Raw genomic sequence first — 26,095 nt, 5'->3', positions numbered from 1 at the left:
CACCCCATGCCTCCTGTGACCCGCGCCACACCGCACTGGGTGGTCGTCGGGTCGGGGTTCGGTGGCAGCGTGGCGGCCCTGCGGCTGGTCGAGAAGGGGTACGACGTCACCGTCGTCGAGGCCGGGCGCCGCTTCGAGGACCACGACTTCGCCCGATCGGCCTGGCACCTCCCCCGCTACCTGTGGGCACCCCGCCTGGGCTGGCGCGGCATCACGCGCATCACCACCACCCGGCACGTCTCGATCGTCTCGGGGGTCGGCGTGGGCGGGGGCTCGCTGGCGTACGCCAACGTGCTCTACCGCGCCGACCCGCACGTGCTCGCCCACCCGCGCTGGCGCGGCCTGGCCGACTGGGCCGCCGAGCTGGCGCCGCACTACGCCGAGGCCGAACGGCTCCTGGGCGCGACGCCGTACCGAGCGGCCGAGCCGGGCGGCCCCGACGATCCGGGCGACCTGCTGCTGCAGGACCTCGGCCGCGACCTCGGGGTCGAGCACACCTACCGCAAGGCCTCCGTCGGGGTCTTCCTCGGGACGCCGGGACGCACCGTCCCCGACCCGCTCCTCGACGGTGCCGGTCCCCCGCGCACCGGCTGCACCCGCTGCGGCGACTGCCTGCTCGGCTGCCGCGTCGGCGCGAAGAACACGCTGGTCAAGAACTACCTCCACCTCGCCGAGCATCGCGGCGCGTTCATCCGACCCGACACCGAGGTCGTCGGTCTGCGCCCGCGCGGCGCCGAGGACGGCGGCGACGGCTACCTCGTCACGGTGCGGGCCCGGCGCCGCTGGGGGCGTCTTGGCCGGGCGGAGGCGATCGAGGCGGACGGCGTCGTGCTGGCCGGCGGCGTCCTCGGGACGACGCGGCTGCTGGCCACCGCACGGGCCGCCGGAGACCTGCCCCGGCTCTCCGAGCGGGTCGGGCACGAGGTGCGCACCAACGGCGAGTTCGTGCCCGGCGTCCTGCTGCCGCGGGCGGTCGCCCATGGCCTCACCGAGCGGGTCGCCATCACCTCCAGCATCCACCCCACGCCCGACACCCACGTGGAGACGCTCGGCTACGGCGCGCACGCCGACTACATGTCGACGGGCCTGACCCTGCTCACCACCGGCGGACGCCGGCGAGCGCTCGCCTGGCTGGGGACGATCGCGCGCCATCCGTGGCGTTTCGCCCAGACCCTCGTGCCGTTCGGGCAGTCGCGACGCCAGCTCATGCTGCTGGTCATGGGCACCGGCGGGGGCGCGCTGCGCCTGCGGCCGGGGCGGCGTGGCGGCCTCGTCAGCGAGCTCGATCCCGACGACCCGCTGCCCTCGACGTCGGCGGCTGCCGAGGACGCCGCGCGGCGTGTGGCCGCCCGCACCGGCGGTATCGCGGAGAGCCCGTTGCTCGACGCCGTCGCCGGCATCGGGCTGACCGCCCATCCCCTCGGCGGCGCCGTCATCGGCGCGTCACCCGCCGAGGGCGTCGTCGACGCCGATCAACGGGTCTTCGGCTACCGCAACCTGCTGGTCTGCGACGGCTCGGTGGTGCCGGTCAACCTCGGCACCAACCCCTCGCTGACGATCACCGCGCTCGCCGAGCGGGCGATGAGCCGGGTGCCGGCGGCGCAGCGGTCGCCGGGCCGTGCTGACGGCGTCCCGGTGCCCCTCGCCGGCGGGCCTGGTCAGGACAGGTCGTAGACCGCGCCCGGACGGGCGAGCTCGACCGGCCCGGCGAAGGAGTCGCGAGCCTCCTCGAGGGCGACGTCGCTGGTGAACCACGGCGGGATGTGGGTGACGACGAGGCGCCGCGCCCCCATCCGGGTGGCGACCTCGCCGCACTCGGTGCCGGTCAGGTGCAGGGCCGGCGGGTTGGTGTCGCAGGAGCGGAAGGAGGCCTCGGCGAGGAAGAGGTCGACGTCCTTGGCGATGGCGTCCAGGCCCTCGCACGGGCCGGTGTCGCCGGAGTACCCGATCGTGGTGCCGTCGGCGCTGATGCGCATGCCGTAGGCCTCCACCGGGTGGTCGACCGGCACCGGCTCGACGACGAACGGCCCGATGTGCACCTCGGCGTCCCAGGTGAGGAACTCGAACTCCTCGTGCATGCCCGGGTCGATCTCGAGGTCGTAGGCGCGGGCCATGCGGTCGGCGGTCGTGCTGGGCCCCCAGACGGGCAGCCGCGGCTGCGAGCCGGTCGGGTGGTACTTGCGCATCACGTAGTAGCCGCACAGGTCGAGGCAGTGGTCGGCGTGCAGGTGGCTGATGAGGACGGCGTCGATGCTCAGCGGATCGATGTGCCGGTGCAGTTCGCCGAGCGCACCGCTGCCCATGTCGACCAGCAGGCGCCAGGGACGGCTGCCGGTGCCGTCGTCGAGCTGGGCCTCGACGAGGTAGCAGCTCGCGGCTGCGTCGGGGCCGTTGTACGAGCCCGAGCAACCGATGACCGTCAGCTTCACGACCGGCCCCCGGGTGCGCGCCGCACCCCACCACCGCGACGCGGGGCGAGGGAGGTGGGAGTCGTCGGCACTGACATGGCGCCTTAGGTTACGACATCGATCCGGCGGCGTCCGGCTACCGCGATGTAGCTCACGTCGGCGGTCGGCCCGCGGAGTCGCGCCCGCAGCCCACCGCCTCGTCGTACTCTCCTCGGGTGCGCCTTCGAAGCTCCGCCGCCGTGGTCCTGTCCCTCGCCCTGCTGGCCGTCCCGACGGCCGCTCACACCGAGTCCGCGCCGTCCCCGGTAGCGGCGCCCGCAGCCGCGGCAGCGCCCGACGCCCGCACGCAGCACGTGCTGGCGATCTCGGTCGACGGACTCAACCCCGCCGCCATCCGGCGGCTCGGACGCACCCGCGCGCCGCATCTCTACCAGCTCATCGACCAGGGCGTCTCGACCCTCAACGCCCGCACCGCGGTCGAGCGCACCACGACCCTGCCGAACCACACCAGCATGCTGACCGGACGCCGCGTGACGGCGTCCCGCGGCGGGCACGGCGTCACCTGGGACGACGATCGCCCCGGGACGACGGTCCAGCAGGCGGCCGGGCACTCCGTGGCCTCGGTGTTCACCGTCGTCCACGACGCCGGCGGCAGCACCGCACTGTTCGCCTCGAAGGCGAAGTTCTCCCTCTACCAGCGCTCCTGGCCGCAGGCGATCGACCGCTCCTTCACCCGCGACGACGAGGCGGCCACGGTGCGGCAGGTGCGTCGCGATCTGCGCACGCGGACCCGCGCCTTCACCTTCCTCCACCTCGCGCGCCCCGACCGCGCCGGCCACGAGTACGGCTTCCTCTCCTCCCGCTACCTCACGGCGGTGGCCAAGGTCGACGACGAGATCGGCGCGGTGCTCGACACGATCGCCGCCGAGCCGGCGCTCGACGACCTCGTCGTCGTCCTCACCAGCGACCACGGCGGCGCGCAGGGGTCGCGCTCGCACAGCGACGCCTCGCTGCTCGCGAACTACACGGTGCCCTTCATCGTGTGGGGACCCACCGTCGACCGTGGCGACCTCTACCAGTTCAACCCCGACTACCGCGACCCCGTCGGCGGCCGCCCCGGCTACGGCGCTGAGCGCCAGCCGGTGCGCAACGGCGACCTGGCGAACCTGGCCACCGCACTGCTGGGCCTCGGCCCGGTGCCGGGCAGCGAGCTGAACGACGCTCAGAACCTCGACGTCGCCCTCTGAGCACACCGGCCGGCTGGCCGGGCGATCAGCACCCTGACTGGTCAGGGGAAACTGGCACTTGGCACAGCAAGCATTGCCTGACAAGCAGGAGTTTCCCCGGCTGACCGGGGAAACTCCCGCACGGACACGGGTCGAACCTCAGGCCCAGAGCTGACCCTCGAGGGCGTCCTCGGCCTCGTCGATCGTGCCCTCGTAGGCACCGGTCGAGAGGTACTTCCAGCCGCCGTCGCAGACGATGAAGGCGATGTCGGCACGCTCGCCGGCCTTGACCGCCTTGGCGGCCTGGCCGAGGGCCGCGTGCAGGATGGCGCCGGTCGAGACGCCGGCGAAGATGCCCTCGAGTTCGAGCAGCTCGCGCACCCGGCGGACGGCGTCGCGCGGGCCGACCGAGAAGCGGGAGTCGATGAGGTCGGCGTCGTACAGCTCGGGCACGAAGCCCTCGTCGAGGTTGCGCAGGCCGTAGACGAGCTCGCCGTAGCGCGGCTCGGCGGCGACGATGCGGACGTCGGGCTTGGCCCGACGGAAGAACCGGCTGACGCCCATCAGCGTGCCGGTGGTGCCCAGGCCCGCGACGAAGTGCGTGATGCTCGGGAGGTCGGCGAGCAGCTCGGGGCCGGTGCCCTCCTCGTGCGCGAGCGCGTTGGCCGGGTTGCCGTACTGGTAGAGCATCACCCAGTCGGGGTGCTCGTCGGCGATGCGCTTGGCCACCCGCACCGCCTCGTTGGAGCCGCCCGCGGCCGGCGAGGAGACGATCTCGGCTCCCCACATGCGCAGCAGCTGGCGGCGCTCCTCGGAGGTGTTCTCCGGCATGACGCACACGATGCGGTAGCCCTTGAGCTTGGCCGCCATCGCCAGCGAGATGCCGGTGTTGCCGGAAGTCGGCTCGAGGATGGTGCACCCCGGTCGCAGGGTGCCGTCCTTCTCCGCCTCCTCGATCATCTTCAGGGCCGGACGGTCCTTGATCGAGCCGGTGGGGTTGCGGTCCTCGAGCTTGGCCCACAACCGCACCTCGGCACCGTTCGGCAGCACGCCCGGCGACAGCCGCGGCAGACCCACCAGGGGCGTGTTGCCCACGGAGGTCAGCAGGTCGTCGTAGCGCGCCATCGAACGGTCCCGGGTGTCGTCGCCGTCGCTCAGACCGCGCCGCCGGCCACGGCCGGCAGGACGACGACCTGGTCGCCGTCGGAGAGGTCGGCCTCGAGGCCGCCCAGGAAGCGGACGTCCTCGTCGTTGACGTAGATGTTCACGAACCGACGCAGGTCGCCGTTGTCGATGAGGCGGTCCTTGATGCCGGGGTGGTTGGCCTCCAGGTCGTCGATCAGCGCGCTCAGGGTGGCGCCGGAGGCGCTGACGGACTTCTCCCCGCCGGTGTAGGTGCGCAGGATGGTCGGGATCCGGACCTCGATGGACACGGGTTCTCCTCGTGGGTGTGACGTACCTGACCGGGCGGTCAGGGGGCGGGCGTGAGCTCGGGGACGACGACGACCTCTTCCTCGGTCACCTCGCCGTCCACGATCCGAAATGATCTGAACTCCACCGGGCCGTCGTTATTCCCGTGCTCGCGCGTGCTGACGAGCACGTAGTGCGCGTTCGGCTCGCTGGCCAGGCCGATGTCGGTGCGGCTCGGGTAGGCCTCGGTGGCGGTGTGGGAGTGGTAGACGACGACGGGTTCCTCGTCGTTGGCCCACATCTCCTTGTAGAGCGCGAGCAGCTCGGTGGAGTCGAACTCGTAGAACGTCGGGCTGCCGGCGGCGTTGACCATCTCGACCACGCGGGTCGGACGGTCGCTGCCCTCGGGACCGGCCACGATGCCGCACGCCTCGTCGGGGTGGTCCCGCTTGGCATGGGCGACGATCGCGTCGTAGGTCGCCTGGTCGATGGTCAGCACCGGTCCAGGGTAGGGGAGGACGGGCGGCCCACCCGCATCAGCTCAGGAAGCGGGCCGCGGTCTCCCCCGAGGCCGCCGCCTCGATGCGCTCGAGCAGGTAGGCCTCCATCGGCGGCAGCGCGTCGAGAGGCCACCAGGCCACCTCGAGGTTCTCGTCGTCGCCGACCGCGGCCTCCCCGGAGACCCACGAGCAGGCGAAGGTGAGGTCGAGGTAGACGGCGAGGTCGCCGTTGGCGTGGGTGATGACCGGGGTGACGCCGGTGGCGGCCAGCCGGTCGGCGCGGACGACCACGCTCGCCTCCTCCTCGGCCTCCCGGACGGCGCCGACCGCCGGATGCTCGCCCGGGTCGAGGAGGCCGGTGATCGGGGCCCATCGCCCGTTGTCGGCGCGGCGGGTGAGCAGCACCTGCCCCTCGTGCAGGACGACGGCGGTGACGGCGGGCAGCCACAGCTGCCGCTGGCCGACGAGCTCGCGCAGCTCGACGACGAAGGGCGGGATCGGGCTCATCGGCTGAGGGCCCCGACGATCGTCTCCTGCAGGTAGCCGACCCACTCGTAGATGTCGTGGGCCTGCGAGCGCGGGTCGTCGTCGGGCAGCGCCGCCCAGCGCTCCTCGTCGTCCTCCTCGATGCCCAGGCGGGTGGCGAGGGCGAGGCGGAGGTCGGTGAAGGAGCGCATCCAGACCTCGGCCTCCTCCGGCGTCAGCTCGACGTCGATCATCAGGCCGTCCTCGAAGGTGTCGGTGGGCAGACCGGCCTCCTCGAGGGTGTCGATGATGGCGCAGGCGGCCTCGGCCTTGCCGTGCCGCAGGCCCTGCTCGGTGTAGCGACGGAAGTCGGCCGCAGCCTCGGGGTCGTCGGGGTAAGCGGTCGGGAACAGGCGCGCGAGCACGGGGTCGTCGGGCTCGGTGACCGGCCCGGAGAAGTCGAACATCGCCTCGAGCGGGTCGGCGACCTCGGTGGGCGCGGCCGCCTGGTCGCGCAGCAGCTCGACGAGCTGGGAGGCCAGCGAGCGCAGCAGGTCGGCCTCGAAGCCGCTGAAGGTCGCGATCACCCGGCCGCTGCGGCGGTGGCGCGCGAAGCCGGTCATGACCTCACTCCTGCTTCTCCATCGTGGCCCACAGGCCGTACTCGTGCATGGCCTGGACGTCGCGCTCCATCTCCTCGCGGGTGCCGCTGGAGACCACCGACTTGCCGTCCTCGTGGACCTCCATCATCAGCTTCTCGGCGGTGCGCTTGTCGTAGCCGAAGTACTTCTGGAAGACGTAGGTGACGTAGGACATCAGGTTGACCGGGTCGTTCCACACGACGGTGACCCAGGGCTTGTCCGGGATCGACCAGGTCTCTCCGAGCTCGTCCGGTGTGGTGATCGGCTCGGCCTCGACGGGACTGGTCGCAGACACGTCGTCCATGCTGTCACATCGAGGGCCGCGCCCTACTGTCAGACCCGTGACCCGCTCCACGGCGCTCCTCACCGACCACTACGAGCTCACGATGCTGCAGGCCGCGCTCGCCTCGGGTGCCGCGCACCGCCGCTGCATCTTCGAGCTCTTCGCCCGTCGGCTCCCCGAGGGACGCCGCTACGGCGTGGTCGCGGGCACCGGTCGCGCGCTCGAGGGCCTGGCCGCCTTCCGCTTCGACGACGACGCCCTCGGCGTCCTCGACGGGGTGGTGGACGACGCGACGCTGGCCTGGCTGGCCGACTACCGCTTCGCCGGCGACGTGTGGGGCTACGGGGAGGGCGAGGTGTACTTCCCCGACTCCCCCGTGCTCGTGGTCGAGGGCACCTTCGCCGAGGCCGTGCTGCTGGAGACCTTCTTGCTCTCGGTGTTCAACCACGACTCGGCGGTGGCCTCGGCGGCCTCGCGGATGACGCTGGTGGCCGAGGGCCGGCCGTGCATCGAGATGGGCTCGCGGCGCACGCACGAGGAGGCCGCCGTCGCCGCGGCACGCGCCGCCTACCTCGCCGGGTTCGCGACGTCGTCCAACCTGGCCGCGCGGCAGCGGTACGGCGTCCCGTCGGCGGGCACGAGCGCCCACGCCTTCACGCTCGTGCACGACTCCGAGGACGACGCCTTCCGCGCCCAGGTCGCCTCACTCGGCACCGGGACGACGCTGCTCGTCGACACCTACGACGTCGCCGAGGCGGTGCGGCGGGGCATCGAGATCGCGGGCACCGGATTGGGGGCGGTGCGCCTCGACTCCGGCGACCTCGGCGTGCTCGCCCGCGACGTGCGTCGCGAGCTCGACGCGCTGGGCGCCCACGACACGCGCATCGTGGTGACCAGCGATCTCGACGAGTACGCGATCGCCGCCCTGGCGGCGGCACCCGTCGACGGATACGGCGTCGGCACCCGCCTGGTGACCGGATCGGGCCATCCGACGTGCGGGTTCGTCTACAAGCTCGTCGCCCGCGAGGACGACGACGGCCGGCTGGTGCCGGTGGCCAAGCGGAGCCCGCAGAAGGGGTCGGTCGGGGGTCGCAAGTGGGCCGCGCGGCGGGTCGTGGGCGGGCGGGCCGTCGCCGAGGTCGTCAGCCACGCCGACACCTTCGCCGAGGACGAGCGGCCGCTCCTGCGTCCGCTCGTGCGGGCCGGTGAGATCGTCGGCACCGAGCCCCTCGACGTCGCCCGCGAGCGGCATGCGGCCGCCGTCCGGGAACTGCCGGTGGCCGCCCGTTCGATGGCGCGTGGCGAGCCGGTGATCCCGACCGAGCACCGCACTGCTCGCGGTAGCGTCGCGCCATGACCCGCGCGCTCATCGTCGTCGACGTGCAGAACGACTTCTGCGAGGGCGGCTCGCTGCCGGTGACCGGCGGCAACGCCGTCGCCGCCGGGGTCGCCGACCTGCTCCGCTCCCCCGCGGCGTCGTCCTACGTCGCCGTGGTCGCCACCCGCGACCACCACCACGACCCGGGTGCGCATTGGAGCGAGGAACCCGACTACGTCGACAGCTGGCCGGTGCACTGCGCGGCCGGCACCGAGGGCGCCGCACTGCACCCGGCGCTGGCCGACGCACGGTTCGACGCCGTGTTCCTCAAGGGCGCGCACGAGGCGGCGTACTCGGGGTTCGAGGGCACCGCCGAGGGCACCGGACTCGCCGCCTGGCTGCGCGAGCGGGGCGTCACCGACGTCGACGTGTGCGGCCTGGCCACCGACCACTGCGTGCGCGCCACGGCGCTCGACGCCGTCACCGAGGGGTTCGGCGTCCGGCTCCTCGACGACCTCTGCGCCGGTGTGGCGCCGGAGACCACCACGGCCGCCCTGGCCGAACTCGAGGAAGCGGGAGTGACCCATGGCTGAGACCGAGGCGGCACCGTTCGTCGGCACCGAGCAGGTCGCGCTCGAGGTGCGCGACGGCGTCCTGTGGGTCACCTTCACGCGCCCCGAGGTGCTCAACGCCGTCAACGGCGCGATGATGCAGACCGCCTCGGAGGCCGTGGAGGCCGCGCGCTCGCGCGAGGACATCGGCGCCGTCGTGATCACCGGCACCGGCGCGGGTTTCAGCGCCGGTGCCGACATGGAGTCGCTGCACCTCGCCCCGCAGTTCCCGCACGAGACGATGGACGGCGCCAACCGGTTGATCCGCGCGATCGTGGCCATCGACAAGCCGGTCGTCGCCGCCGTCAACGGCGTGGCCGCGGGCGTCGCCTGCGGGGCCGCGCTGGTCTCCGACCTCATCATCGCCGCCGAGTCGGCGTCCTTCCTGCTGCCCTTCACCAAGCTGGGGCTGATGACCGACGGCGGCTCGTCGCTGACGGTCGCCGCCTCCATCGGCCGCGCCCGGGCGATGCGGATGGCACTGCTCGCCGAGCCGATGAGCGCACGTGAGGCCCTCGAGACCGGCCTGATCACCCACGTCGTCCCCGACGACGAACTCGTCGCGACGGCGTCCAAGCTCGCCACCCGGCTGGCCGCCGGCCCCCGCATCGCCCATGCCGCGGTGAAGAAGGCGATCAACGCCGCCACCCTCCCCGACCTCGAGGAGGCCCTGGCCCGCGAGCACTCCGGTCAACGCACCCTCTTCCGCACCGCCGACTTCACCGAAGGACTCGCCGCCTTCGCCGAACGACGTCGTCCGGTGTTCCGCGGGGAGTAGCCGGGGCGGGCGGCGAAAGCTTGTAACGCGGGGTTCGCCCCCACTACCCGACCCTTACAAGGGGTTCCTAGAGCTACCGAACCGCGCGTTACAAGCGATGGATGCGCTCCAACCGGACGGCGTCGGGGATGATCAGCCCCTCCAGACCGGTGAGATCGCGCCCGTACAACTCGTCGCTGCGTGCGATGTCGGTGTTCAGACGCTTCTGGGTGCGACACCAGGCGATCGGGGTGTTCACGTCCTCCCAGACGACGCGGGAGATCCCGAGGTGGAGGCCTCGGAGGAAGTCCTCGCGCAGCTTCTCGTCCCACAGGTCGCTCTCATCGCGGTACTTCCGACGTCCATCGAACTCGATGAGATGGCGCCGGACCCTCAGGTCGCTCCAGACCTGGCGTCCTCCATTCATCAGCCCGAACTGCGTCTGGGCGATCTCACCCATCTCCCGCAGCAGAAGCCTGGTCAGCGATTCGCCCGGCGACTCCGCGCCCCAGGTGGCGAGCTCCCGGCACTCCTTCACGACCGTGACCTGCGGCCAGTTGCGCATGCCGGCGACGACAGCGTCGAGATCGGCGGGGCGACACCCCATGGCCAAGGCTGCGTCGAAGGCCACCAGGCCTTGGTGGAGTCCGTGCTCCCGGGCGAGGTCCGCTGCCGTCCGGGCGATCCCGAAGTACGGAACGCCCGAACTCTCCTCGACCATCCACGGCTCGAACGGCGCTTGATGGTGCTTGACCCCATGGCGTGTGCGACCGCCGTGGACGCCGTAGCGGGTGATGTGGGTCAGCGCCCGGTGCGTGCGGAGGACAGGGAGGCCGGCGATCAGGGCAGCCGAGTCATGGGACACCACGTGCGGATGGAGCATCGACAGACTGGCGGCGAGCGCGCGCATCAGTGGTCGGCCGACATGCTCGTCGGCGGCGTCCCACCGGACTGTGCAGATGTAGACGCCGCGCCGGATCGCCGTCCACTCGCCACTCGCGACCTTGCGGTCGATGAGTGCTGGGGGCCACCCGCCGGCCAGGAGTTGGCGCCGCAACACCAGACCGTGCTGGCGCTCCATGAGTTCGAGCGGATCGATCGTCATGGGACGACGATCGAACCCCGACAGCGTCCCTGGAGCGACCGGCGGCGAGGCTGTGGACGTCCGGACGGATGCACAGGGGATGTGGACAGTTCGTGGCCGTCGCCGTCCGCCACTCATGTAACGCGGGGTTACGTAGCACTAGGCACCCCTTACAAGGGTCGGGTAGTGGTGTGTAACCCCGCGTTACAAGCGAGCGGGCCTCAGCTCACCGTGATCGGCCGACCAGCCGACACCAGGCGCCAGTCGACGGAGGCGAAGGTCGCGGGGTCGATGGTGCCGGTGGCGGTGACCCAGTCGATGAGGAGCTGGCGGATCTCCACCTGCGCGTTGTAGACGACCGGGGCGGTGGAGACGGCGGGGAAGCCGCCGCCCCCGGACTGGCGGTAGTTGTTGACCGCCAGCACGAACTGCTGGGTGTCGGTCACCGGCGCGCCGTCGTAGGTGAGATCGGTGATGCGCGAACCCGCCGCAGCGGCGACGTCGATCGCGTAGGCCAGCGGGGCGTCGAGGCCGGCGACGGAGTCGAAGTTGTAGTCGGGCGTGCCGTTCGGCGCCGTGGCGGTGACGGCGTTGGTGAGCTGGTCGATCGTGAACGGCCCGGTGCCGCTGACCTGCTTGAAGTACCGCGCCGAGTACTCCAGGTAGGCCCGGACGTCGGCGCCGGTCACCCGCACCGCCAGCAGCGTGTTGTCGTAGATGTAGAGGCCCGCGACGTCGCGCACCGTCACCTGGCCCGAGGGGAAGGACGCCGCCCGGTTGAAGGGGGCGGCGATCGAGAGTACCGGCAGCGCGGCGTCCGAGCCGGTGAGCGCCTTCTTCACCGCATCGGCCTGTACGTGGTTGACGAAGTCGATGATCGGGACGTCCTCGACGACGGCGCGCGCCGCCGAGAGCTGGGTGGTCGAGGTGCCGATCGGCGAGTTCACGTAGGCGACGACGGTGTCGTGGGCCTTGCGCACCGCGGCGGCGACCTCCGGGTCGGCATCGACGGTGTTGGAGTTCAGCACCTGGGAGGTGGCCGAGACCAGCCGCCAGCCGGTGTGCCGGCCGCGGCGGTCGCGGGTGGGCTCGACCACGAGGTCCATCACCGCGAGCCGCATGCCCCAGTACGACGGCTCGCACAGCAGCACCTGCTGCCCGGAGCTGTCGTTGGCGACGTAGCGCTGCGCGATCTCCTTGTGGGCGTGACCCACCAGGATCGCGTCGACCCCCGGGACGCCGGCCGCGACCAGCGACGAGGCGTTCTCCGGGTAGGGCAGCGCGTCGCCGTAGGACGACGAGGTGTCGGCACCGGAGTGGGCCGCGACGACGACGAGGTCGCAGCCGCGTCGCTTGAGCTCCGGCACGTAGCGCTTCGCCTGCTCGACCAGGCCGGGGAAGGCGAGCCGACCCTCGACGTTGGCCTTGTCCCAGATGGCGATGCCGGGGTTGGTCAGCCCGAGGACGCCGACGGTGAGCGTGCGCCCGCGCACCCGGAAGCGCTTGATGATGTAGGGCGGGAACGCGGGTCGCTTCGTGGACGGGTCGACGGCGTTGGCGCCCAGCAGCGGGAAGTCGAGCTGGGACTCGAAGGTGCGCAGGACGTCGAGCCCGTAGTTGAACTCGTGGTTGCCGAGCGCGGCGGCGTCGTAGCCGACGAGGTTCATCGCCGTGGCCATCGGGTGCACCGAACCGCGCGTGATGGGGTCGATGCGGGCGTAGTAGTAGGCCAACGGCGTCCCCTGGATGGTGTCGCCGGCGTCGAGGGTGAGGATCGGCTCGCCCGCCCGGTCGGCGCGCACGGCCTCGATGAGGGTGCGGACCTTCGCCAGGCCGATGTCGTCGTGGGCGGCGTTGTCGAACTCGGCGTTCTTGAAGTAGTCCCAGTTGTAGACGTTGCCGTGCAGGTCGGTGGTGCCGAGCACGGTCAGCCGCACCGGCCCGCGGCCGCCCCCGTGGCCACCGCCATGGCCGCCGTGCGGCGGGTGGCCTCCCGCGACGGCCGGGGACGCCGTGTAGCCGGCGGCGGCGAGGGTGGCCGACACGGCGGCGCCGGTCAGGACGGTGCGGCGAGTGGCGGGCGCGGGCGCGCCCGAGTGGTGCTGAGACAAAGGATCCTCCCGAGATCGGTCCGAGACAGCGGGATCCAACCTAGGCCCCACGACCGGGCGGCGACCACCGGGTGACGCCTCGATGAAGGAGTTCTCACCCGGGCGGAGGGCAGCACCACGCCAGCGCCTGCTCAGCACCACCTCCGGGCGACCTCGCGGACGACGGTGATGCGGCGCGCGGTCGCGATGCCGAGGTGCCGTTCGACGAGGGCGTTGGTGAGCTTGGCCCGGTGGTAGTCGGCTCCGAGGAGGAGGTGCGCGGCCCGCCCGCGGACGACGGCCCGCTCGTCGTCACGCGCCGCGGCCTGCAGCGCCGCCACCGCCTCGGCGGTCGGCTCCGCCTTCAGGAAGGAGACGTGGTGGCCGACGTCGTCGCCGGGAGCCGAGAACTCGGCGGCGTGCTCGACGACGTCGCGCATCTCGGCGGCCGTCATCACCACGGTCGGCACCTCGAAGCCGGCGGCCGCGAGGAACGCCTCCTCCAGGCGCCTCTCGAGGTCGAGCCGCTCGCCGGCGGCCAGGAAGCCGACGTTGCCGGTGTTGAGGTGCACCTCGACCTCCTCGAACCCCGCGGCCCGGACGGCGTCGGCGACCGCCGTCTTCGGGAACTTCCGCTGGGCGCCGAGGTTGATGGCGCGGAGGAACGCGACGTGACGGGTCGGACCGGGCGGCGTCATGGCCTCACTGTGACAGAGCCCACCGACAGGCGACCACGAGATACATAGGCACCCTATGTATGGTGGAGGGCATGGCTTCCGACGATCCGCTCCGCGACCACAGCAGCGACCTGGTCGTCTACGCGGCCCGCCTCATCCGCACGGTGCGGCGACGCAACGATCTCCCACCCGGCTTCCGGGTGCTCTCGATGCTCGACGAGCACGGTGACATCGGCGTCACCCGCCTGGCCGAGCTCGACGGCTGCAGCCAGCCGACGATGTCGGCCACGGTCACCGGCCTCGTCGATCGCGGCTGGGTGGCCAAGCGACCTCGCCCGGGCGACGCCCGGGCCGCCGACGTCCACCTCACCGACGCCGGCCGCACCGAGCTGACCCGGGCCCGCAGCGCCAACGCCGCGACCGTCGCCGCCCTCGTGGCCGCGAGCGGTCACACCGCCGACAACGTCGCGACCGCCGTCGCCGTCCTGCGCGACCTGCTGGCCGCCACCGAACCGGCGCCCGTCCCCGCCTCACTCCACCCGCTCGACGAGAGGACCTCATGAGCACCCCCGCTACCACCTCCGCCACCGGAACGGCCGCAGACCGGCCGTCCACCGACCAACCGGCGTCCTTCTTCGCCCAGCCCCGCGCGGTCTGGGCCGTGGCCTTCGCCTGCGTCATCGCGTTCATGGGCATCGGCCTGGTCGACCCGATCCTCAAGGACATCGCCGCCCAGCTCGACGCCACCCCGAGCCAGGTCTCCCTGATGTTCACCAGCTACATGGCGATCATGGGCATCGCGATGCTCGTCACCGGCGTCGTGTCCAGCCGCATCGGCCCCAAGCGCACCCTGCTGGCGGGTCTGGCGATCATCATCGTCTTCGCCGCCCTCGCCGGCTCGAGCGACACCGTCGGCCAGATCGTCGGCTTCCGCGCCGGCTGGGGACTGGGCAACGCCCTGTTCGTCGCGACCGCGCTCTCGACCATCGTCTCGGCGGCCAAGGGCTCGACGGCCCAGGCGATCATCCTGTTCGAGGCCGCGCTGGGCATCGGCATCGCCTCCGGCCCGCTGGTCGGCGGCCTGCTCGGCGAGCAGTCGTGGCGGGCGCCGTTCTTCGGGGTCTCCTGCCTGATGGTGATCGCGCTGGTGGCCACTACGTTCCTGCTGCCCGCCACTCCCCCGAGCGGACGCCGCACCTCGCTCGCCGACCCCTTCCGGGCGCTGCGGCACCGTGCGCTGCTGCTCGTCGGCGTGACCGCGACGTTCTACAACATCGGCTTCTTCACCGTGCTCGCCGCCGGACCGTTCGCGCTGCCCGAGGCGAGCATCCTGCAGATCGGCTGGGTCTTCTTCGCCTGGGGCCTGCTGCTGGCCGTCACCTCGGTGTTCGCGGCCCCGGTGGTGCAGCGCGCGATCGGCACGGTGCCGGCGATCATCACGATGCTGGCGCTCTTCGCCGCCGACCTCGCCGTGATGGCCCTCTTCACCGAGCACACCGCGGTGATCGTGATCGGGATCATCGTCACCGGCGCCTTCATCGGCGTGAACAACACCCTCATCACCGAGGCGGTCATGGGCGCCGCGCCGGTCGAGCGGCCGATCGCGTCGGCGGCGTACTCGTTCCTGCGGTTCACCGGCGGCGCGGTGGGTCCCTACGCCGCCCTCAAGCTCGGTGAGAACGTCAGCCCGCACGCACCGTTCTGGTTCGGCGCCGCCGCGGTGATCGTGGGCGCGGCCATCCTCACCCTCGGACGCCGCACGGTCGCCGGCCGCACGCCGCACGCCGAGGTCGGCTCCCGCGCCGAGGCCGAGGCGGTGCTGGTGGGCGACGCCTGAGACGCCTTGGTCGCCGTCCGATCCGACGCGCACGCGGCCGCCGTCCCGGGGAGGGGACGGCGGCCGTGGCGTCTGCGGGCGGGCGTCGCCTCAGCCCGGTGCGATCGCTCAGAGGTTGCCGCGGGCGTCCTGCTCGCGCTCGATGGCCTCGAAGAGGGCCTTGAAGTTGCCCTTGCCGAAGCCGAGCGAGCCGTGCCGCTCGATGAACTCGAAGAACACGGTCGGCCGGTCGCCGACGGGCTTGGTGAAGATCTGGAGCAGGTAGCCGTCCTCGTCGCGGTCGACGAGGATGCGGCGCTTCTTGAGCTCCTCGATCGGCACCCGCACCTCGCCGATGCGGGCGCGCAGCTCGGGGTCGTCGTAGTAGGAGTCGGGGGTGTCGAGGAACTCGATGCCGCGCTCCCGCAGAGCGTCGACGGTGGCCAGGAGGTCGCCGGTGGCGAGGGCGAGGTGCTGGCAGCCGGGTCCGCCGTAGAACTCGAGGTACTCGTCGATCTGCGACTTCTTGCGCGCGATCGCGGGCTCGTTGAGCGGGAACTTCACCTTGTGGTTGCCGCTGGCGACGACCTTGCTCATCAGCGCGGAGTACTCGGTGGCGATGTCGTCGCCCACGAACTCGGCCATGTTGGTGAAGCCGAGCACGCGCCGGTAGAAGTCGACCCACTCGTCCATCCGGCCGAGCTCGACGTTGCCGACGCAGTGGTCGACGGCCTGAAAGAACCGGCGCGGACCGTCGCCGCGCACGATCGTGCTGCTCCGCTCGACGTACCCGGGCAGGTAGGGGCCGTGGTAGCGCGACCGGTCGACGAGGGTGTGCCGGGTCTCGCCGTAGGTCGCGATGGCGGCCATCCGGACGACGCCGTGCTCGTCGGACTCCTCGTAGGGCTCGACGAGGATCCGCGCCCCCTGGGCCCGCGCGTGCTCGATGCACCGGTCGACGTCGGGCACCTCGAGGGCGAGGTCGACGACGCCGTCGCCGTGGCGGCGGTGGTGCTCGAGCAGCGGGCTCTCGGGCGCAACGCCGCCGGTGAGCACGAACCGCGCGGAGCCCGAGCGCAGCACGAAGGACTTCGCGTCGCGGTGGCCGGTCTCGGGGCCGCGGTAGGCGACGAGCTCCATGCCGAGGGCGAGTTGGTAGAAGGACGCCGCCTGCGTGGCGTTGCCGACCACGAAGACGACCGCGTCGAGCCCGTTCACGGGGAACGGGTCGGCGCTGACGTCGTGGTCGACCAGGCCGAGCAGGTCGCGCAGCTGGTCGTCGGAGAACCGGTCGGTCGGGGCCGAGGGCGTCGCAGTCATGACGGCAGGGTGGGTGGCGCGGGTCACACTGTGCAACCATCGTCGGGATCATTGAGCAGATTGCTCACATCGGAGGACCCACATGGACGATCTCGACCGCAGACTGCTCGATCTGTTCAGCACTGAGCCGCACATCGGCGTCCTCGGGGCGAGTCGACGGCTCCAGGTGGCCCGCGGCACCGTCCAGGCCCGCCTCGACCGGCTGGAGGGGCGCGGCGTGATCACCGGCTGGGCGCCGTCCCTCTCCCCCGAGGCGCTGGGCTACCCGGTGACCGCCTTCCTCACCCTCGAGATCCGCCAGGATCCCGACGGGGACGGCGGCCACGACGCCGTCGGCGAGCACCTGCGGGCGATCCCGGAGGTGCTCGAGGCGCACACGACCACCGGCACGGGCGATCTGCTGGCCCGCGTCGTGGCCCGCTCGAACACCGACCTGCAGCGGGTCATCGACCTGGTGCTGCGGCACACGGCGATCCAGCGGTCGAGCACGGTCATCGCGCTGGCGACCCAGATCCCCCACCGAGTGCTGCCGCTGGTGACGGCCGACGCGGGAGCGGCCGGCGCGCAGGCTCAGCCGAGGGCATCGGAGAGCTGACGGGCGGCGTCGAGCACGGCGGCGCCGACGGCCTCCTCGTCGACGTCGCCCAGGGTCACCACGCCGACGCTCGCCTCGAGTCCGGCGACGCCGAGCGGCGCGGCCACACCGTGAGCGCCGGCCTGGAGCTCCCCGACGGTGGCGACGTAGGGCAATCGGCGTCCGCGCTGACGGCCGAGGAGGATCGCCTTGCCCGCCGCGCCCTGCTCGAGCGGGTGCCGGGTGCCGACCCGGTAGGAGACGTGGAAGTCGGTGCGGGTCGGTTCGACGACCGCGACGGCCAGCGCCTGGCTGCCGTCGGCCACGGTCAGATGGGCGGTGCAGCCGACCGCCTCGGCGAGCTCGCGCAGCACCGGCACCGCGGTCTCGCGCAGCACCGGGTTCACCGCCGAGGCGATGTGCAGGACGCCGAGGCCCACCTGCACCCGACCGCCCGGCTCCCGACGCACCAGCGCATGCTGCTCGAGGGTGGTGACGAGCCGGTAGACGATGGTGCGGTTGACGCCGAGACGCGCGGCGAGCTCGGTGATCGTCAATCCGTCGGGCGCGGCCGCGAGCTCCTTGAGCACCCGCAGGCCACGATCGAGGGTCTGGGAGGTCTCGGTCGGCACCCGTGGAGTCTAGTGGCGCGTGCACGAAATCTTTGGACGGTTGGCGCCGCCATGGCACGCACCTCGCAGCGTCGGCATCGCTCGCGTTACGCCCGGTAGCCCTTCGCGACGCCGCCTTGCGATGCACGCACCCTGACGACGCGAACCATCCAAGAACTTCGCACACGCGCCACTAGTGGCGCGCACGCGACCTGGTGCGCCGTCGCGCCGAGAGGACGTGTCTCGAGAAGGGGACGGCGGCCCGGCCCCGAGAGGCCGGACCGCCGTCCGGAACGACCCGCGCGGGGTCGTCCGTGGTCACGCGATGGTCACTTGGTGAAGGTGTCCTTGATGTTCTCGCCGACCTTCTTCACCGACGACTCGGCCTGGTCGGCCTTGCCCTCGGCCTGCAGCTCCTTGTCGTCGGTGAGGTCGCCCACGACCTCCTTGGCCTTGCCGAGGGCGTCCTGAGCAGCGTTCTTGGCCTTGTCAGCCAGTCCCATCGTTCTCTCCTTCGGTTCCATACGGTGCCCGCGGAGCGGTTGCTCCGAGGGGTGGTGCGGTCGGGTGGTCGAGGTGGCCGGGCGGACCCGCACGCGGTCGCGGCGGGGCTCCTTGGTCCGGCGCGGGGGGTCGAGGACGACGCGGCACGCGACGGCCTCGTCGGGCAGGGCGGCCGCCAGCTGGGCGGCGGCGGTCGCGGCAGCGGCGGCGAGGTCGTCGGTCGCGGTGGCCGCGGCGGCGCCGGCGTCGTGCGCCAGGCGTCCGCGCAGCTCGACGACGGTCGTGCCGCGGTGGGTGGCCACCGAGCCGCGCACGTCCTCGAGCGGCGTCCGTGCCGCCAGGTCGGCCGCGGCCGCCCGGGCCAGCGAGCGCGCGTCGACCTCGAGGCGCCCGGTGTGGTCGCTGGCCGCGAGACGGATGGCGCCGGTGCCGGGACGGCGCACGTGGGCGAGCAGCCAGAGCAGCCCGAGCACGATGAGCACCAGCCCCACGGCAGCACCGACCCAGGGGAACCATGCGGTGGCGACGGCGTCCTGGCCGGCGGCGGTCGACAGCGTCGGGCGCAGGTCGAGCACGGTGTCGGCGCGCCAGTCGAGACCCAGCAGCCCGAGCGCGAGGAGCAGCAGCCCGGCGACGAGGACGGCGGCGCGGTCGCGCCGCAGCGGCGCCATCACGCCACCGCCTTCACGCGGACCCGTACGGCCGGCGCGGGCAGGCCGGCGAGCCGCACGTCGACCGCCTGGCGCACGGCGACCGCGACAGCCTCCGGGTCCTGCCGAGCACCGCTCACGACCTCCAGGACGATGCGGCGCCGGCCGCTGCGGCGGGCATCGACGGCGAGCACGCCGGGCGTGCGGTCGGCGACCGCGGCGGCCAACGCGCTGAGCGCGCCGGCCGAGAACCACAGGACGCCGTCGGCGGAGCGATGCGTGGCGCGAGCGGGCAGCACGGCGATCACCACGAGCACCAGGCCGAGGAGGACGGCGCCGCCCGCGGCGACCGTCACGCCGGTGGTGGCGGTCAGGCCGTCGAGACCTCGCAGCGCCTCGAGCGTCCATGACGATCCCGCCGCCCATCCCCGGGCGACGAGGAGCTCGCGCACCCCGACGACGCCGAGCGCGACGAGCCCCAGGGCGAGGACGACGGCCACGGTGCCGACGCTGCGGCGGGCGGTCGGCGCGGGCGCCGCGATCACTGCACCCTCCGTGGCGTCGCGGCCTCGTCGGGGCTGACGAGGTGCACGGTGACGTCGACGGTCGTGACACCGACTCCGCTGAGGTCGGCGGCACGCCGCAGGACGTGGTCGCGCACCTCGGCGGCGATGCGACCGATGTCGGCGGGGTAGGTCGCGGCGACGTCGAGCACCACACGCACGCCGGGGCCGGAGGTGCTCACGTGGGCGCTCGGGGCGGACCCGCCGATGAGGCCGCGGAGGCTGCCGCGGTGGGCCACGGTGCCCGGCGTCTCCAGGACGGCGCGCTCGGCCAGCCGCTCGATCGCCCGGGTGCGGATGTCGAGGGTGCCGCGCTCCTCGGCGTCCCGGCGCTCGGCGAGCTCAGCCACGACGACCCCGCAGGGCGCTGAGGTCGAGGTCGCCGTCGAGGTGCGCACCGACCAGGTAGCCGCCGCCCCCGAGCAGGATCGCGAGCACGAACCCGAGGAAGCCGCCGAGCAGGGCGGCGATGGCGAGCAGCAGGCCGGCGACGAGGCCGAGGGTGGAGCTGGGCATGGTGTTCTCCTGGCTGGTGGCGGGCTGATGGCGGGCTGAAGACGGGCTGGTGGCGGGCTGGCGCCGGCTCAGAGCCGGCCGTAACGACGGGCGCCGGGGACGTGGCGGGGCAGGCGGGCGCGGACGCCGTCGGCGAGGCGTTGGGTCGAGCGCCGCAGCGAGCGCCAGCGACGGCGCCGGGCGACGATCGAGACGGGAGCCTCGGCGACGGGCTCCGGCGACGCCTCTCGGGCCAGCCGCTCCATCTCGGCGACGAAGACGGCGGGATCGCCGCCGCGATCGGGGTGATGGCGACGGGCGATCTCCCGGCGGCGCCGCGCGAGCCGGTCGACCGGGTCGAGCTGGTCGCCCGGGTCGCTCGGGTCGGCCGGTGTCACGCCGACCCGCTCATGCCGACCGGCTGACGACGTCCTCGACGACGACGTGCACCGCTCCTGCGACCAGGGGGCGCACGGCCTCCCGGACGGCGGCGACGACGGCGTCGAGGCGGTGGCCGAAGAGCACGGTCACGTGGATCTCGCACGCCGCGTCGTCGACGAGCCGGATGCCCGGCACCCGGCGCCCGGGGAGGTAGGTGCCCACCTCCCCGAGCACACCGGCATGCAGGTCGGCGACCCCCTCGGCGGCCCGGACGGCCGCGGCGACGTCGTCGGCGAGCGCTGCGGTCGCGTCACTCGACACGCGGGCTCGTCTCGCTGTCGTCGGCCTCGCCGTCGAGGTGGATGTCGTGGACGGTGATGTTGACCTCGGTGACCTCCAGGCCGGTCATCGCCTCGACCGAGCTGATCACGTTGCGGCGGATCGCGCCGGCGAGGTCGGCGATGGCGACGCCGTACTCGGCGACGATGTCGAGGTCGACGGCGGCCTGCCGCTCCCCCACCTCGACGGCCACGCCCTGACTCAGGTTGGTGCGCGAGCCGGGGATGCGCTCGCGCAGCGCGCCGACGGCGCGGGCGGCGCCGCCGCCGAGGTCGTGGACGCCGCTGATCTCACGGGTGGCGATGCCGGCGATCTTGGAGACCACGGTGTCGGCGATCGAGGTGCGCCCCTGCTCGCTCACGAGCGCGCCGGCGTCGGTGCGGGTGGCGACCTGGCGGCTGCCGGCGGCCGTGGAGGCGCCGGTCGTCGTCTGGGTCTTCTCGGTGGTGGTAGCGGTCGTCATGGTGACCCTCTCGCGTCATCGGGATCGGACGCGCATTGGTCGTCACGACCCGTCCGAACCGCACGCGGGAATCGCTGTGATCCGGGTCACGCCGCCCAGGCCGGTCAGCGCAGGCGCGGGTCGCCCACCACGACGTCGACGATGCGCACCGCGACATCGGCGTCGTCGAGGTCGGGATCGACGCCCAGCAGGTCGCGGACGACGTCGAGCACCTGCGTGCGGACCTCCTCGGCGAGCGCGTGCAGATCGGTGCCGTAGGAGCCGACGAGAGCGACCTCGACACCGACGAGCCGGCCCTCCTCGATGAGGAGGTCGAGGGCGTCGGGGGTGTGCGTGGCGGTGTCGAGCGCGGCCCGCAGAGCCGCCTTCACCACACGGGAGGCCACGCGGGTCGTGGAGCCGCGGTCGTCGAACTCCCGTCCGCCGTCGGGGGCGAACGCGTGCAGCGGCACCGAGGGCGTGACGAAGGCCCGGACCCGCTCCATCGCGGACGCCGCGACCTGGGGCCAGGCCTCCGGCCGTTCCCCACGGGCGAGTTCGACGGCGCGGGCCAGGGCGTCGTCGGGGCTGTTCAGCGCCATCGGGCCATCCTCTCCGCCAGGGTGCGGCGTCCACGCTGCAGGTGTCCGCGCGCGCTGTCCAGCGGGACGCCGAGCGCGGTCGCGATCTCCTCGTAGCTCATCTGCTCGACCTCGCGCAGCAGCCAGGCGGCCCGCTGGAGCGGGGGCAGAGTGTCGAGCGCGGCCTGCAGGGCGGCCAGCAGTTCGGCGTCCAGCACGCTCTGCAGCGGGTCGTCGGGGGCGGGCCGGGCGATCGCGGCCATCACCTGGTCGTCGATCGGCACCGGACGCCGCCGGCGGGCGAGGTCGACCGCCCGCCGGTGCACCAGCCGGATCAGCCAGGTGCGCAGTTCGGAGCGCCCCTGGAAGGACCCGATGTCCTTCCACGCCGAGACCAGCGCCTCCTGGGTGACCTCGGCGGCGTCGGACTCGGCTCCCGAGCCGACCATGCGCAGCGCGTAGCGGTACATGGCCGGGCCGTGCCGCTCGACGATCACGCGGAACGCCTCCTGGTCGCCGAGCCGTGCCGCGCGCACGAGGGCGGTGTCGGTGCGGGCGTCGGCGTCGACGCCCACCTGCGTGGCGGACATGCCCCCTCCGACCCCGAGACCGCGGGCCCGAGCCCGATCGGGTCGAACCTAGGTCGGCGCGGCGCGCGATCCAGGCCCGGAAGGGGGAGATCGGCGGGGCCCGCAGACGGGTGGCCGGTGGTCAGCCGCTGCGGCGGGTCGCCCACTCGCGCACCCGATCGATGCGGGCACGCAGCTGGTCGGCGTTGGCGATGGCGGCGGCCGGACCGCCGCACTCCTTGCGCAGCGCGGCGTGGGTGATCGCGTGCGGCTGCCCGGTGCGGTGGTGCCAGGCCGCCACGAGCCCGTTGAGCTCGCGACGCAGCACGGCGAGCTGCTCGTGGGTGGTCACCTCGGCGACCGTCGGCTCGCTGGCGGCGGGCCGGTCGGCGGCACGCTTGCGGGCGCGATCGCTCTGGCGCTTCTGCAGCAGCTCGCGCATCTGGTCGGGCTCGAGCAGGCCGGGGATGCCGAGGAAGTCCATCTCCTCCTCCGAGCCGACATGCACCTCGCCGGCGTGGCCGAAGGCCGCACCGTCGTAGAGCACGTGGTCGAAGCGGGCCTCGGACCCCAGCGCCTCGAAGGCGAAGGTCTCCTCGCTCGCGGAGGCCTGCTCAGCGGCGTTGGCCTGGGCGAGCAGGTCGTCCTCGGCGGCGAACAGATCGGTCTCGTCGGTGATCTTGCGGCCGAGCACGTGGTCGCGGGCGACCTCGAGCTCGCCGGCGAAGCCCAGCAGCGTCGGCACCGAGGGCAGGAACACCGACGCGGTCTCCCCGCGGGTGCGGGCACGCACGAACCGGCCGACCGCCTGGGCGAAGAACAGCGGGGTGGAGGTCGTGGTGGCGTAGACGCCGACCGCGAGCCGGGGCACGTCGACGCCCTCGGAGACCATCCGCACCGCGACCATCCAGCGCTGGTCCCCGGCGGCGAACTCCGAGATGCGCTTGGAGGCGCCCTTGTCGTCGGAGAGCACCACCGTGGCCGGCTCGCCGCTGATCTGCTTGATCAGCTTGGCGTAGGCGCGGGCGTCGTCCTGGTCGGTGGCGATGACCAACCCGCCGGCGTCCGGCACGTGACGGCGCACCTCGGAGAGCCGCTTGTCGGCGGCGGCGAGCACCGAGGGGATCCACGATCCGCCGGGGTCGAGCGCGGTGCGCAGCGCCTGGTTGACGAGGTCCTTGGTCAGCGGCTCGCCGAGGGTGGCCGCGATCTCGTCGCCGGCCCGCGTGCGCCACTGCATCTCGCCGGAGTAGGCCAGGAACAGCACCGGCCGGACGACGTGATCGGCCAGGGCCTCCGCGTAGCCGTAGGTGTAGTCGGCCACCGACCGCGGGACGCCGTCCTCGCCCGGGGCGTAGGTGACGAACGGGATCGGGTTGATGTCGGAGCGGAACGGGGTGCCGGTCAAGGTGAGGCGGCGCGAGGCCGGCTCGAAGGCCTCCCGCACCCCCTCGCCCCACGAGAGCGCGTCGCCGGCGTGGTGCACCTCGTCGAGGATGACCAGCGTCTTGAACCGCTCGGTGCGGATGCGCATCGCGAGCGGGTTGACCGCGACCCCGGCGTAGGTGACCGCGACGCCGACGTAGTCGTCGGCGGTGCGGCCCTTGCCCGCCGAGTAGGTCGGGTCGATCGGGATGCCGGCCCGGGCGGCGGCCTCGGCCCACTGGAGCTTGAGGTGCTCGGTCGGCGCCACCACGGTGATGCGGTCGACCATCCGGCGGCCGAGCAGCTCGGCGGCCACCGAGAGGGCGAAGGTCGTCTTGCCGGCGCCCGGGGTCGCCACCGCGAGGTAGTCGCGCGGCTGGCGCGAGAAGTAGTCCTGCATCGCCGCCTGCTGCCAGGCGCGCAGGGACGTCGCCGTCCCCCAGGCCGCACGGTCGGGCCAGGCGGGAGTGAGTCCCGAGGCCAGCGACGGTGCGGACGACGTGGGGTCGCCGCCCGTCACGCGTCGGGGCCCTGGCCCTGGTCGTCGTTCAGCGACTCCCAGACGTCCTTGCACTCGGGGCAGACGGGGAACTTCTCGGGGGCCCGGCTGGGCACCCACACCTTGCCGCACAGCGCGATGACCGGCGTGCCCATCACCATCGCCTCGGTGAGCTTGTCCTTGTCGACGAAGTGCGAGAAGCGCTCGTGATCACCGCTGTCGGTGGGGACCGTGCGCTGGTCCTCGCGGACGCGCTCGTCGACGGCGGTGCCGGTCCCGAATCCGATGGTGCTCACGACGGGTGAGTCTACGCCAGCGGACCGACGCCTCCGACCGCCACTCCGACCCCGGCTCCCCCACCATCGGTGTTGGTGGCAGGGCCGCGCCGTGGTCGCGCGTGGTCAGTTCAGACCCGGGTCGAGGGGCCGGGTCGAGTGCCAGGCGAGGTCGCCGGGCTGACGGCGCAGGACGGCCCGCGCGAGGCCGGCGGCGTCGGCTGCTTCGGCGGCGAAGGGATCGACGAAGGGGTCGGCGAACTCGGCCGGGACGACGTACCAGCTCATCGCCTCGAGCTCGGCGTCGAGCTGGCCGGCACCCCATCCGGCGTAGCCGGCGTAGATGCGCAGCTCGACCAGGGCGGCGGCGAGCGCCTCGACGGGCGCGTCGAGGTCGACCAGGCCGAGCCGGCTGCCCTCGGTGAGGGCCGAGAAGCCCGGCGGCGGCACGGCGTCGGGGGCCAGGAGGCCGACGGCCAGGGCGCCGTCGGTGCCGACGGGTCCGCCCTGGAAGAGCACCTCGGGGGTCGTGGCGAGGTCGGCCCAGTCGGGGAGGATCTCCTCCACCGGCACGGGCGAGGGCCGGTTGAGGACGACGCCGAGGGCGCCCTCGGTGCCGGCGTCGAGCAGCAGCACCACGGTGTCGACGAAGTTCGGGTCGACCAGCTCGGGGCTGGCGACCAGCAGCATCCCCGGCCCGAACGCACTCATGGGCCCCATCATCCGCCCTGGGCGCGCTGGGAGGGTGCGCGGGGCGGCGTGGGGCCCATGAGTCGGTTCCTCCAGGGGAGGGAGGGACCGGGGAGGGGGCTGGTGCGGAGGACCGGCCGGTCGGCGGCCGGTCGACAGCCGGGTCAGGCGGCCAGGGCGGCCTTCAGCCGGTCGATGAGGGAGAGACGGGCCGGGGTCGAGACGCGGTCGATGCGCACGGCCGAGCGGGCCTCCTCCTCCAGGCGAGCACCGACGGCCTCGGTCGCGGCGCCGGGGCCGCTGGCGAGGCCGGCCATGAGGGCCAGCATGGTGCGCTCCTTGGCGGTCGCCTTGGCGAAGGCCAGGGCGAGGTCGGCGCCGAGCTCGCCGTCGGCGGCGAGGGCCGCGTACCGGTCGAGGATCGCCCGGATGCCGGGCTGCTCCTCGGCGGTGCCGCGCCAGGCGGTCACGACGGCGCGCGGGAGGTCGTGCGGGTCGATCAGGATCTCGCGCTCGATGCGTCCCGCGAGGCGCGTGTACCAGCGCAGCAGCAGGGCGCCGAGCAGGTCGGCGTCGTCCGCGAAGGCCTCGGCGAATCCGGCGACGTCGCGCGGGATCTCGCCGTCCTGGCGGGCGTCGGCGGCGTCGGTCACGAGGCGGAGGGTCTCCCCGCGGTTGCGATAGGACGTCCAGGTCATGGGGGCTCCTGAGGGTGCTTTCGAGGGTCCACATACCTCGAGTACGTCTTCAGGGTAGGGAGACATACTCTCGGTATCCAACATTCCCGGGCGTGACGCTGCCCACCTGCGACACCCGGTCGGCGCCGGCACCGCGGGCCGTCGCGTCGCACGGACCCTCCCGCGTGAACAAGGCCACACGTCCTAGACTCCG

At 73.0% G+C, this 26,095-nt stretch carries 33 protein-coding genes; 8 read left to right on the top strand and 25 right to left on the bottom strand.

Annotation, left to right across the window (positions count from 1 at the left end; all coding sequences use genetic code 11):
* Positions 1 to 6: 6 nt before the first annotated feature.
* A complete protein-coding gene (locus tag ABD671_RS08805) occupies positions 7 to 1,674 on the top strand; it encodes a GMC oxidoreductase (protein WP_344732946.1) in 1,668 nt (555 codons plus the stop codon).
* Here ABD671_RS08805 and ABD671_RS08800 read toward each other — a convergent pair.
* Complete coding sequence (locus ABD671_RS08800) at positions 1,659 to 2,429, bottom strand: MBL fold metallo-hydrolase (protein ID WP_344732945.1); 771 nt, start codon at positions 2,427 to 2,429, stop codon at positions 1,659 to 1,661. The genes ABD671_RS08805 and ABD671_RS08800 overlap by 16 nt on opposite strands.
* A gap of 194 nt (positions 2,430 to 2,623) precedes the next feature.
* On the opposite strand from ABD671_RS08800, the gene ABD671_RS08795 reads away from it, so the two are divergent.
* Positions 2,624 to 3,655 (top strand): alkaline phosphatase family protein, encoded by a 1,032-nt coding sequence (locus ABD671_RS08795; RefSeq protein ID WP_344732944.1) that lies wholly within the window; start codon positions 2,624 to 2,626, stop codon positions 3,653 to 3,655.
* 138 nt (positions 3,656 to 3,793) lie between these two features.
* On the opposite strand, the gene ABD671_RS08790 is transcribed toward ABD671_RS08795, so the two are convergent.
* From ABD671_RS08790 to clpS, 6 genes are read right to left on the bottom strand one after another with little or no spacing between them, the layout of a single operon-like run.
* The gene (locus ABD671_RS08790; RefSeq protein ID WP_344732943.1) at positions 3,794 to 4,759 is read right to left on the bottom strand and encodes a PLP-dependent cysteine synthase family protein; all 966 of its coding nucleotides are present in this window, start codon (positions 4,757 to 4,759) and stop codon (positions 3,794 to 3,796) included.
* 29 nt (positions 4,760 to 4,788) lie between these two features.
* Positions 4,789 to 5,067, bottom strand: coding sequence for a MoaD family protein (locus ABD671_RS08785; protein WP_344732942.1), 279 nt, complete (start codon positions 5,065 to 5,067; stop codon positions 4,789 to 4,791).
* 38 nt (positions 5,068 to 5,105) lie between these two features.
* A complete protein-coding gene (locus ABD671_RS08780) occupies positions 5,106 to 5,543 on the bottom strand; it encodes a M67 family metallopeptidase (RefSeq protein ID WP_344732941.1) in 438 nt (145 codons plus the stop codon).
* Between the two features lie 37 nt (positions 5,544 to 5,580).
* Positions 5,581 to 6,051: an NUDIX hydrolase gene (locus ABD671_RS08775; RefSeq protein ID WP_344732940.1), complete on the bottom strand. Its 471-nt coding sequence runs from the start codon at positions 6,049 to 6,051 to the stop codon at positions 5,581 to 5,583.
* Entirely contained in the window at positions 6,048 to 6,632 is a 585-nt protein-coding gene (locus ABD671_RS08770; protein WP_344732939.1) for a DUF2017 domain-containing protein, read from the bottom strand. Before ABD671_RS08770 ends, ABD671_RS08775 begins: the two co-directional genes overlap by 4 nt.
* Before the next feature lie 4 nt (positions 6,633 to 6,636).
* Positions 6,637 to 6,945: an ATP-dependent Clp protease adapter ClpS gene (gene clpS / locus ABD671_RS08765; protein ID WP_344732938.1), complete on the bottom strand. Its 309-nt coding sequence runs from the start codon at positions 6,943 to 6,945 to the stop codon at positions 6,637 to 6,639.
* A gap of 7 nt (positions 6,946 to 6,952) precedes the next feature.
* Here clpS and ABD671_RS08760 point away from each other — a divergent pair, with 7 nt between their 5' ends.
* Genes ABD671_RS08760 through ABD671_RS08750 form a run of 3 tightly spaced genes read left to right on the top strand, consistent with a single transcriptional unit; the run spans position 6,953 to position 9,640 of the window.
* Entirely contained in the window at positions 6,953 to 8,290 is a 1,338-nt protein-coding gene (locus ABD671_RS08760) for a nicotinate phosphoribosyltransferase (protein ID WP_425574903.1), read from the top strand.
* On the top strand, positions 8,287 to 8,844 hold the full coding sequence (locus ABD671_RS08755) for a nicotinamidase (RefSeq protein ID WP_344732936.1): 558 nt from the start codon (positions 8,287 to 8,289) through the stop codon (positions 8,842 to 8,844). The genes ABD671_RS08760 and ABD671_RS08755 overlap by 4 nt, the downstream gene beginning before the upstream one ends.
* Complete coding sequence (locus tag ABD671_RS08750; RefSeq protein ID WP_344732935.1) at positions 8,837 to 9,640, top strand: enoyl-CoA hydratase-related protein; 804 nt, start codon at positions 8,837 to 8,839, stop codon at positions 9,638 to 9,640. Before ABD671_RS08755 ends, ABD671_RS08750 begins: the two co-directional genes overlap by 8 nt.
* 88 nt (positions 9,641 to 9,728) lie before the next feature.
* Here ABD671_RS08750 and ABD671_RS08745 read toward each other — a convergent pair whose 3' ends face one another.
* The 3 genes from ABD671_RS08745 to ABD671_RS08735 all read right to left on the bottom strand — a co-directional run bounded on the left by ABD671_RS08745 (position 9,729) and on the right by ABD671_RS08735 (position 13,491).
* Positions 9,729 to 10,841 (bottom strand): type IV toxin-antitoxin system AbiEi family antitoxin domain-containing protein, encoded by a 1,113-nt coding sequence (locus tag ABD671_RS08745; protein WP_344732933.1) that lies wholly within the window; start codon positions 10,839 to 10,841, stop codon positions 9,729 to 9,731.
* An 83-nt stretch (positions 10,842 to 10,924) separates the two neighbouring features.
* Positions 10,925 to 12,814 (bottom strand): bifunctional metallophosphatase/5'-nucleotidase, encoded by a 1,890-nt coding sequence (locus tag ABD671_RS08740; protein WP_344732931.1) that lies wholly within the window; start codon positions 12,812 to 12,814, stop codon positions 10,925 to 10,927.
* Positions 12,815 to 12,945: 131 nt separating this feature from the next.
* Positions 12,946 to 13,491: a DUF1697 domain-containing protein gene (locus ABD671_RS08735; RefSeq protein ID WP_344732929.1), complete on the bottom strand. Its 546-nt coding sequence runs from the start codon at positions 13,489 to 13,491 to the stop codon at positions 12,946 to 12,948.
* Between the two features lie 71 nt (positions 13,492 to 13,562).
* On the opposite strand from ABD671_RS08735, the gene ABD671_RS08730 reads away from it, so the two are divergent.
* Both ABD671_RS08730 and ABD671_RS08725 read left to right on the top strand, forming a co-directional pair.
* A complete protein-coding gene (locus ABD671_RS08730) occupies positions 13,563 to 14,033 on the top strand; it encodes a MarR family winged helix-turn-helix transcriptional regulator (RefSeq protein ID WP_344732927.1) in 471 nt (156 codons plus the stop codon).
* Entirely contained in the window at positions 14,030 to 15,307 is a 1,278-nt protein-coding gene (locus tag ABD671_RS08725) for an MFS transporter (RefSeq protein ID WP_344732925.1), read from the top strand. The genes ABD671_RS08730 and ABD671_RS08725 overlap by 4 nt, the downstream gene beginning before the upstream one ends.
* Positions 15,308 to 15,415: 108 nt before the next feature.
* Here ABD671_RS08725 and hppD read toward each other — a convergent pair whose 3' ends face one another.
* Positions 15,416 to 16,606, bottom strand: a complete 1,191-nt coding sequence (gene hppD / locus ABD671_RS08720) for a 4-hydroxyphenylpyruvate dioxygenase (protein ID WP_344732924.1) — start codon at positions 16,604 to 16,606, stop codon at positions 15,416 to 15,418.
* An 82-nt stretch (positions 16,607 to 16,688) separates the two neighbouring features.
* On the opposite strand from hppD, the gene ABD671_RS08715 reads away from it, so the two are divergent.
* Complete coding sequence (locus tag ABD671_RS08715; RefSeq protein WP_344732923.1) at positions 16,689 to 17,201, top strand: Lrp/AsnC family transcriptional regulator; 513 nt, start codon at positions 16,689 to 16,691, stop codon at positions 17,199 to 17,201.
* Here ABD671_RS08715 and ABD671_RS08710 read toward each other — a convergent pair.
* The 14 genes from ABD671_RS08710 to ABD671_RS08645 form a co-directional block, all read right to left on the bottom strand.
* Positions 17,177 to 17,812, bottom strand: coding sequence for an IclR family transcriptional regulator (locus ABD671_RS08710; protein ID WP_344732921.1), 636 nt, complete (start codon positions 17,810 to 17,812; stop codon positions 17,177 to 17,179). The genes ABD671_RS08715 and ABD671_RS08710 overlap by 25 nt on opposite strands.
* A gap of 308 nt (positions 17,813 to 18,120) precedes the next feature.
* Positions 18,121 to 18,966 carry a CsbD family protein gene (locus ABD671_RS08705; protein WP_344733106.1) on the bottom strand — a complete coding sequence of 282 codons (846 nt, stop codon included), beginning with the start codon at positions 18,964 to 18,966 and terminating at the stop codon, positions 18,121 to 18,123.
* Positions 18,966 to 19,490 carry a hypothetical protein gene (locus ABD671_RS08700; RefSeq protein WP_344732920.1) on the bottom strand — a complete coding sequence of 175 codons (525 nt, stop codon included), beginning with the start codon at positions 19,488 to 19,490 and terminating at the stop codon, positions 18,966 to 18,968. The genes ABD671_RS08705 and ABD671_RS08700 overlap by 1 nt, the downstream gene beginning before the upstream one ends.
* Positions 19,487 to 19,858 (bottom strand): Asp23/Gls24 family envelope stress response protein, encoded by a 372-nt coding sequence (locus ABD671_RS08695; RefSeq protein WP_344732918.1) that lies wholly within the window; start codon positions 19,856 to 19,858, stop codon positions 19,487 to 19,489. The genes ABD671_RS08700 and ABD671_RS08695 overlap by 4 nt, the downstream gene beginning before the upstream one ends.
* The gene (locus ABD671_RS08690) at positions 19,851 to 20,024 is read right to left on the bottom strand and encodes a DUF2273 domain-containing protein (protein ID WP_344732917.1); all 174 of its coding nucleotides are present in this window, start codon (positions 20,022 to 20,024) and stop codon (positions 19,851 to 19,853) included. The genes ABD671_RS08695 and ABD671_RS08690 overlap by 8 nt, the downstream gene beginning before the upstream one ends.
* A gap of 68 nt (positions 20,025 to 20,092) precedes the next feature.
* A complete protein-coding gene (locus ABD671_RS08685) occupies positions 20,093 to 20,401 on the bottom strand; it encodes a hypothetical protein (protein ID WP_344732916.1) in 309 nt (102 codons plus the stop codon).
* 10 nt (positions 20,402 to 20,411) lie between these two features.
* On the bottom strand, positions 20,412 to 20,705 hold the full coding sequence (locus ABD671_RS08680) for a hypothetical protein (RefSeq protein ID WP_344732915.1): 294 nt from the start codon (positions 20,703 to 20,705) through the stop codon (positions 20,412 to 20,414).
* Complete coding sequence (locus ABD671_RS08675; protein ID WP_344732914.1) at positions 20,695 to 21,186, bottom strand: Asp23/Gls24 family envelope stress response protein; 492 nt, start codon at positions 21,184 to 21,186, stop codon at positions 20,695 to 20,697. Before ABD671_RS08675 ends, ABD671_RS08680 begins: the two co-directional genes overlap by 11 nt.
* Positions 21,187 to 21,290: 104 nt before the next feature.
* A complete protein-coding gene (locus tag ABD671_RS08670) occupies positions 21,291 to 21,767 on the bottom strand; it encodes a hypothetical protein (RefSeq protein ID WP_344732913.1) in 477 nt (158 codons plus the stop codon).
* Positions 21,758 to 22,336, bottom strand: a complete 579-nt coding sequence (locus tag ABD671_RS08665; RefSeq protein ID WP_344732911.1) for an RNA polymerase sigma factor — start codon at positions 22,334 to 22,336, stop codon at positions 21,758 to 21,760. Before ABD671_RS08665 ends, ABD671_RS08670 begins: the two co-directional genes overlap by 10 nt.
* A gap of 121 nt (positions 22,337 to 22,457) precedes the next feature.
* Entirely contained in the window at positions 22,458 to 24,140 is a 1,683-nt protein-coding gene (locus tag ABD671_RS08660; RefSeq protein ID WP_425574905.1) for a DEAD/DEAH box helicase, read from the bottom strand.
* A gap of 116 nt (positions 24,141 to 24,256) precedes the next feature.
* Complete coding sequence (locus ABD671_RS08655) at positions 24,257 to 24,535, bottom strand: DUF3039 domain-containing protein (protein ID WP_344732910.1); 279 nt, start codon at positions 24,533 to 24,535, stop codon at positions 24,257 to 24,259.
* A 105-nt stretch (positions 24,536 to 24,640) separates the two neighbouring features.
* Positions 24,641 to 25,225 (bottom strand): YqgE/AlgH family protein, encoded by a 585-nt coding sequence (locus ABD671_RS08650; protein WP_344732909.1) that lies wholly within the window; start codon positions 25,223 to 25,225, stop codon positions 24,641 to 24,643.
* A 143-nt stretch (positions 25,226 to 25,368) separates the two neighbouring features.
* A complete protein-coding gene (locus ABD671_RS08645; RefSeq protein ID WP_344732908.1) occupies positions 25,369 to 25,902 on the bottom strand; it encodes a hypothetical protein in 534 nt (177 codons plus the stop codon).
* Positions 25,903 to 26,095 lie beyond the last annotated feature (193 nt).

Source organism: Nocardioides fonticola (assembly GCF_039536805.1).
Classification (GTDB): Bacteria; Actinomycetota; Actinomycetes; order Propionibacteriales; family Nocardioidaceae; genus Nocardioides; species Nocardioides fonticola.
This window is presented reverse-complemented; position numbering and strand designations above follow the sequence as displayed.

Coding starts and splice junctions, on each gene's coding strand:
- ABD671_RS08805 (WP_344732946.1), top strand. CDS start 7: ATGCCTCCTGTGACCCGCGCCACACCGCACTGGGTGGTCGTCGGGTCG.
- ABD671_RS08790 (WP_344732943.1), bottom strand. CDS start 4,759: ATGGCGCGCTACGACGACCTGCTGACCTCCGTGGGCAACACGCCCCTG.
- ABD671_RS08775 (WP_344732940.1), bottom strand. CDS start 6,051: ATGAGCCCGATCCCGCCCTTCGTCGTCGAGCTGCGCGAGCTCGTCGGC.
- ABD671_RS08770 (WP_344732939.1), bottom strand. CDS start 6,632: ATGACCGGCTTCGCGCGCCACCGCCGCAGCGGCCGGGTGATCGCGACC.
- ABD671_RS08760 (WP_425574903.1), top strand. CDS start 6,953: ATGCTGTCACATCGAGGGCCGCGCCCTACTGTCAGACCCGTGACCCGC.
- ABD671_RS08755 (WP_344732936.1), top strand. CDS start 8,287: ATGACCCGCGCGCTCATCGTCGTCGACGTGCAGAACGACTTCTGCGAG.
- ABD671_RS08750 (WP_344732935.1), top strand. CDS start 8,837: ATGGCTGAGACCGAGGCGGCACCGTTCGTCGGCACCGAGCAGGTCGCG.
- ABD671_RS08745 (WP_344732933.1), bottom strand. CDS start 10,841: ATGAGTGGCGGACGGCGACGGCCACGAACTGTCCACATCCCCTGTGCA.
- ABD671_RS08735 (WP_344732929.1), bottom strand. CDS start 13,491: ATGACGCCGCCCGGTCCGACCCGTCACGTCGCGTTCCTCCGCGCCATC.
- ABD671_RS08730 (WP_344732927.1), top strand. CDS start 13,563: ATGGCTTCCGACGATCCGCTCCGCGACCACAGCAGCGACCTGGTCGTC.
- ABD671_RS08725 (WP_344732925.1), top strand. CDS start 14,030: ATGAGCACCCCCGCTACCACCTCCGCCACCGGAACGGCCGCAGACCGG.
- hppD (WP_344732924.1), bottom strand. CDS start 16,606: ATGACTGCGACGCCCTCGGCCCCGACCGACCGGTTCTCCGACGACCAG.
- ABD671_RS08715 (WP_344732923.1), top strand. CDS start 16,689: ATGGACGATCTCGACCGCAGACTGCTCGATCTGTTCAGCACTGAGCCG.
- ABD671_RS08705 (WP_344733106.1), bottom strand. CDS start 18,966: ATGGCGCCGCTGCGGCGCGACCGCGCCGCCGTCCTCGTCGCCGGGCTG.
- ABD671_RS08690 (WP_344732917.1), bottom strand. CDS start 20,024: ATGCCCAGCTCCACCCTCGGCCTCGTCGCCGGCCTGCTGCTCGCCATC.
- ABD671_RS08675 (WP_344732914.1), bottom strand. CDS start 21,186: ATGACGACCGCTACCACCACCGAGAAGACCCAGACGACGACCGGCGCC.
- ABD671_RS08670 (WP_344732913.1), bottom strand. CDS start 21,767: ATGGCGCTGAACAGCCCCGACGACGCCCTGGCCCGCGCCGTCGAACTC.
- ABD671_RS08665 (WP_344732911.1), bottom strand. CDS start 22,336: ATGTCCGCCACGCAGGTGGGCGTCGACGCCGACGCCCGCACCGACACC.
- ABD671_RS08660 (WP_425574905.1), bottom strand. CDS start 24,140: ATGCAGGACTACTTCTCGCGCCAGCCGCGCGACTACCTCGCGGTGGCG.
- ABD671_RS08650 (WP_344732909.1), bottom strand. CDS start 25,225: ATGAGTGCGTTCGGGCCGGGGATGCTGCTGGTCGCCAGCCCCGAGCTG.
- ABD671_RS08645 (WP_344732908.1), bottom strand. CDS start 25,902: ATGACCTGGACGTCCTATCGCAACCGCGGGGAGACCCTCCGCCTCGTG.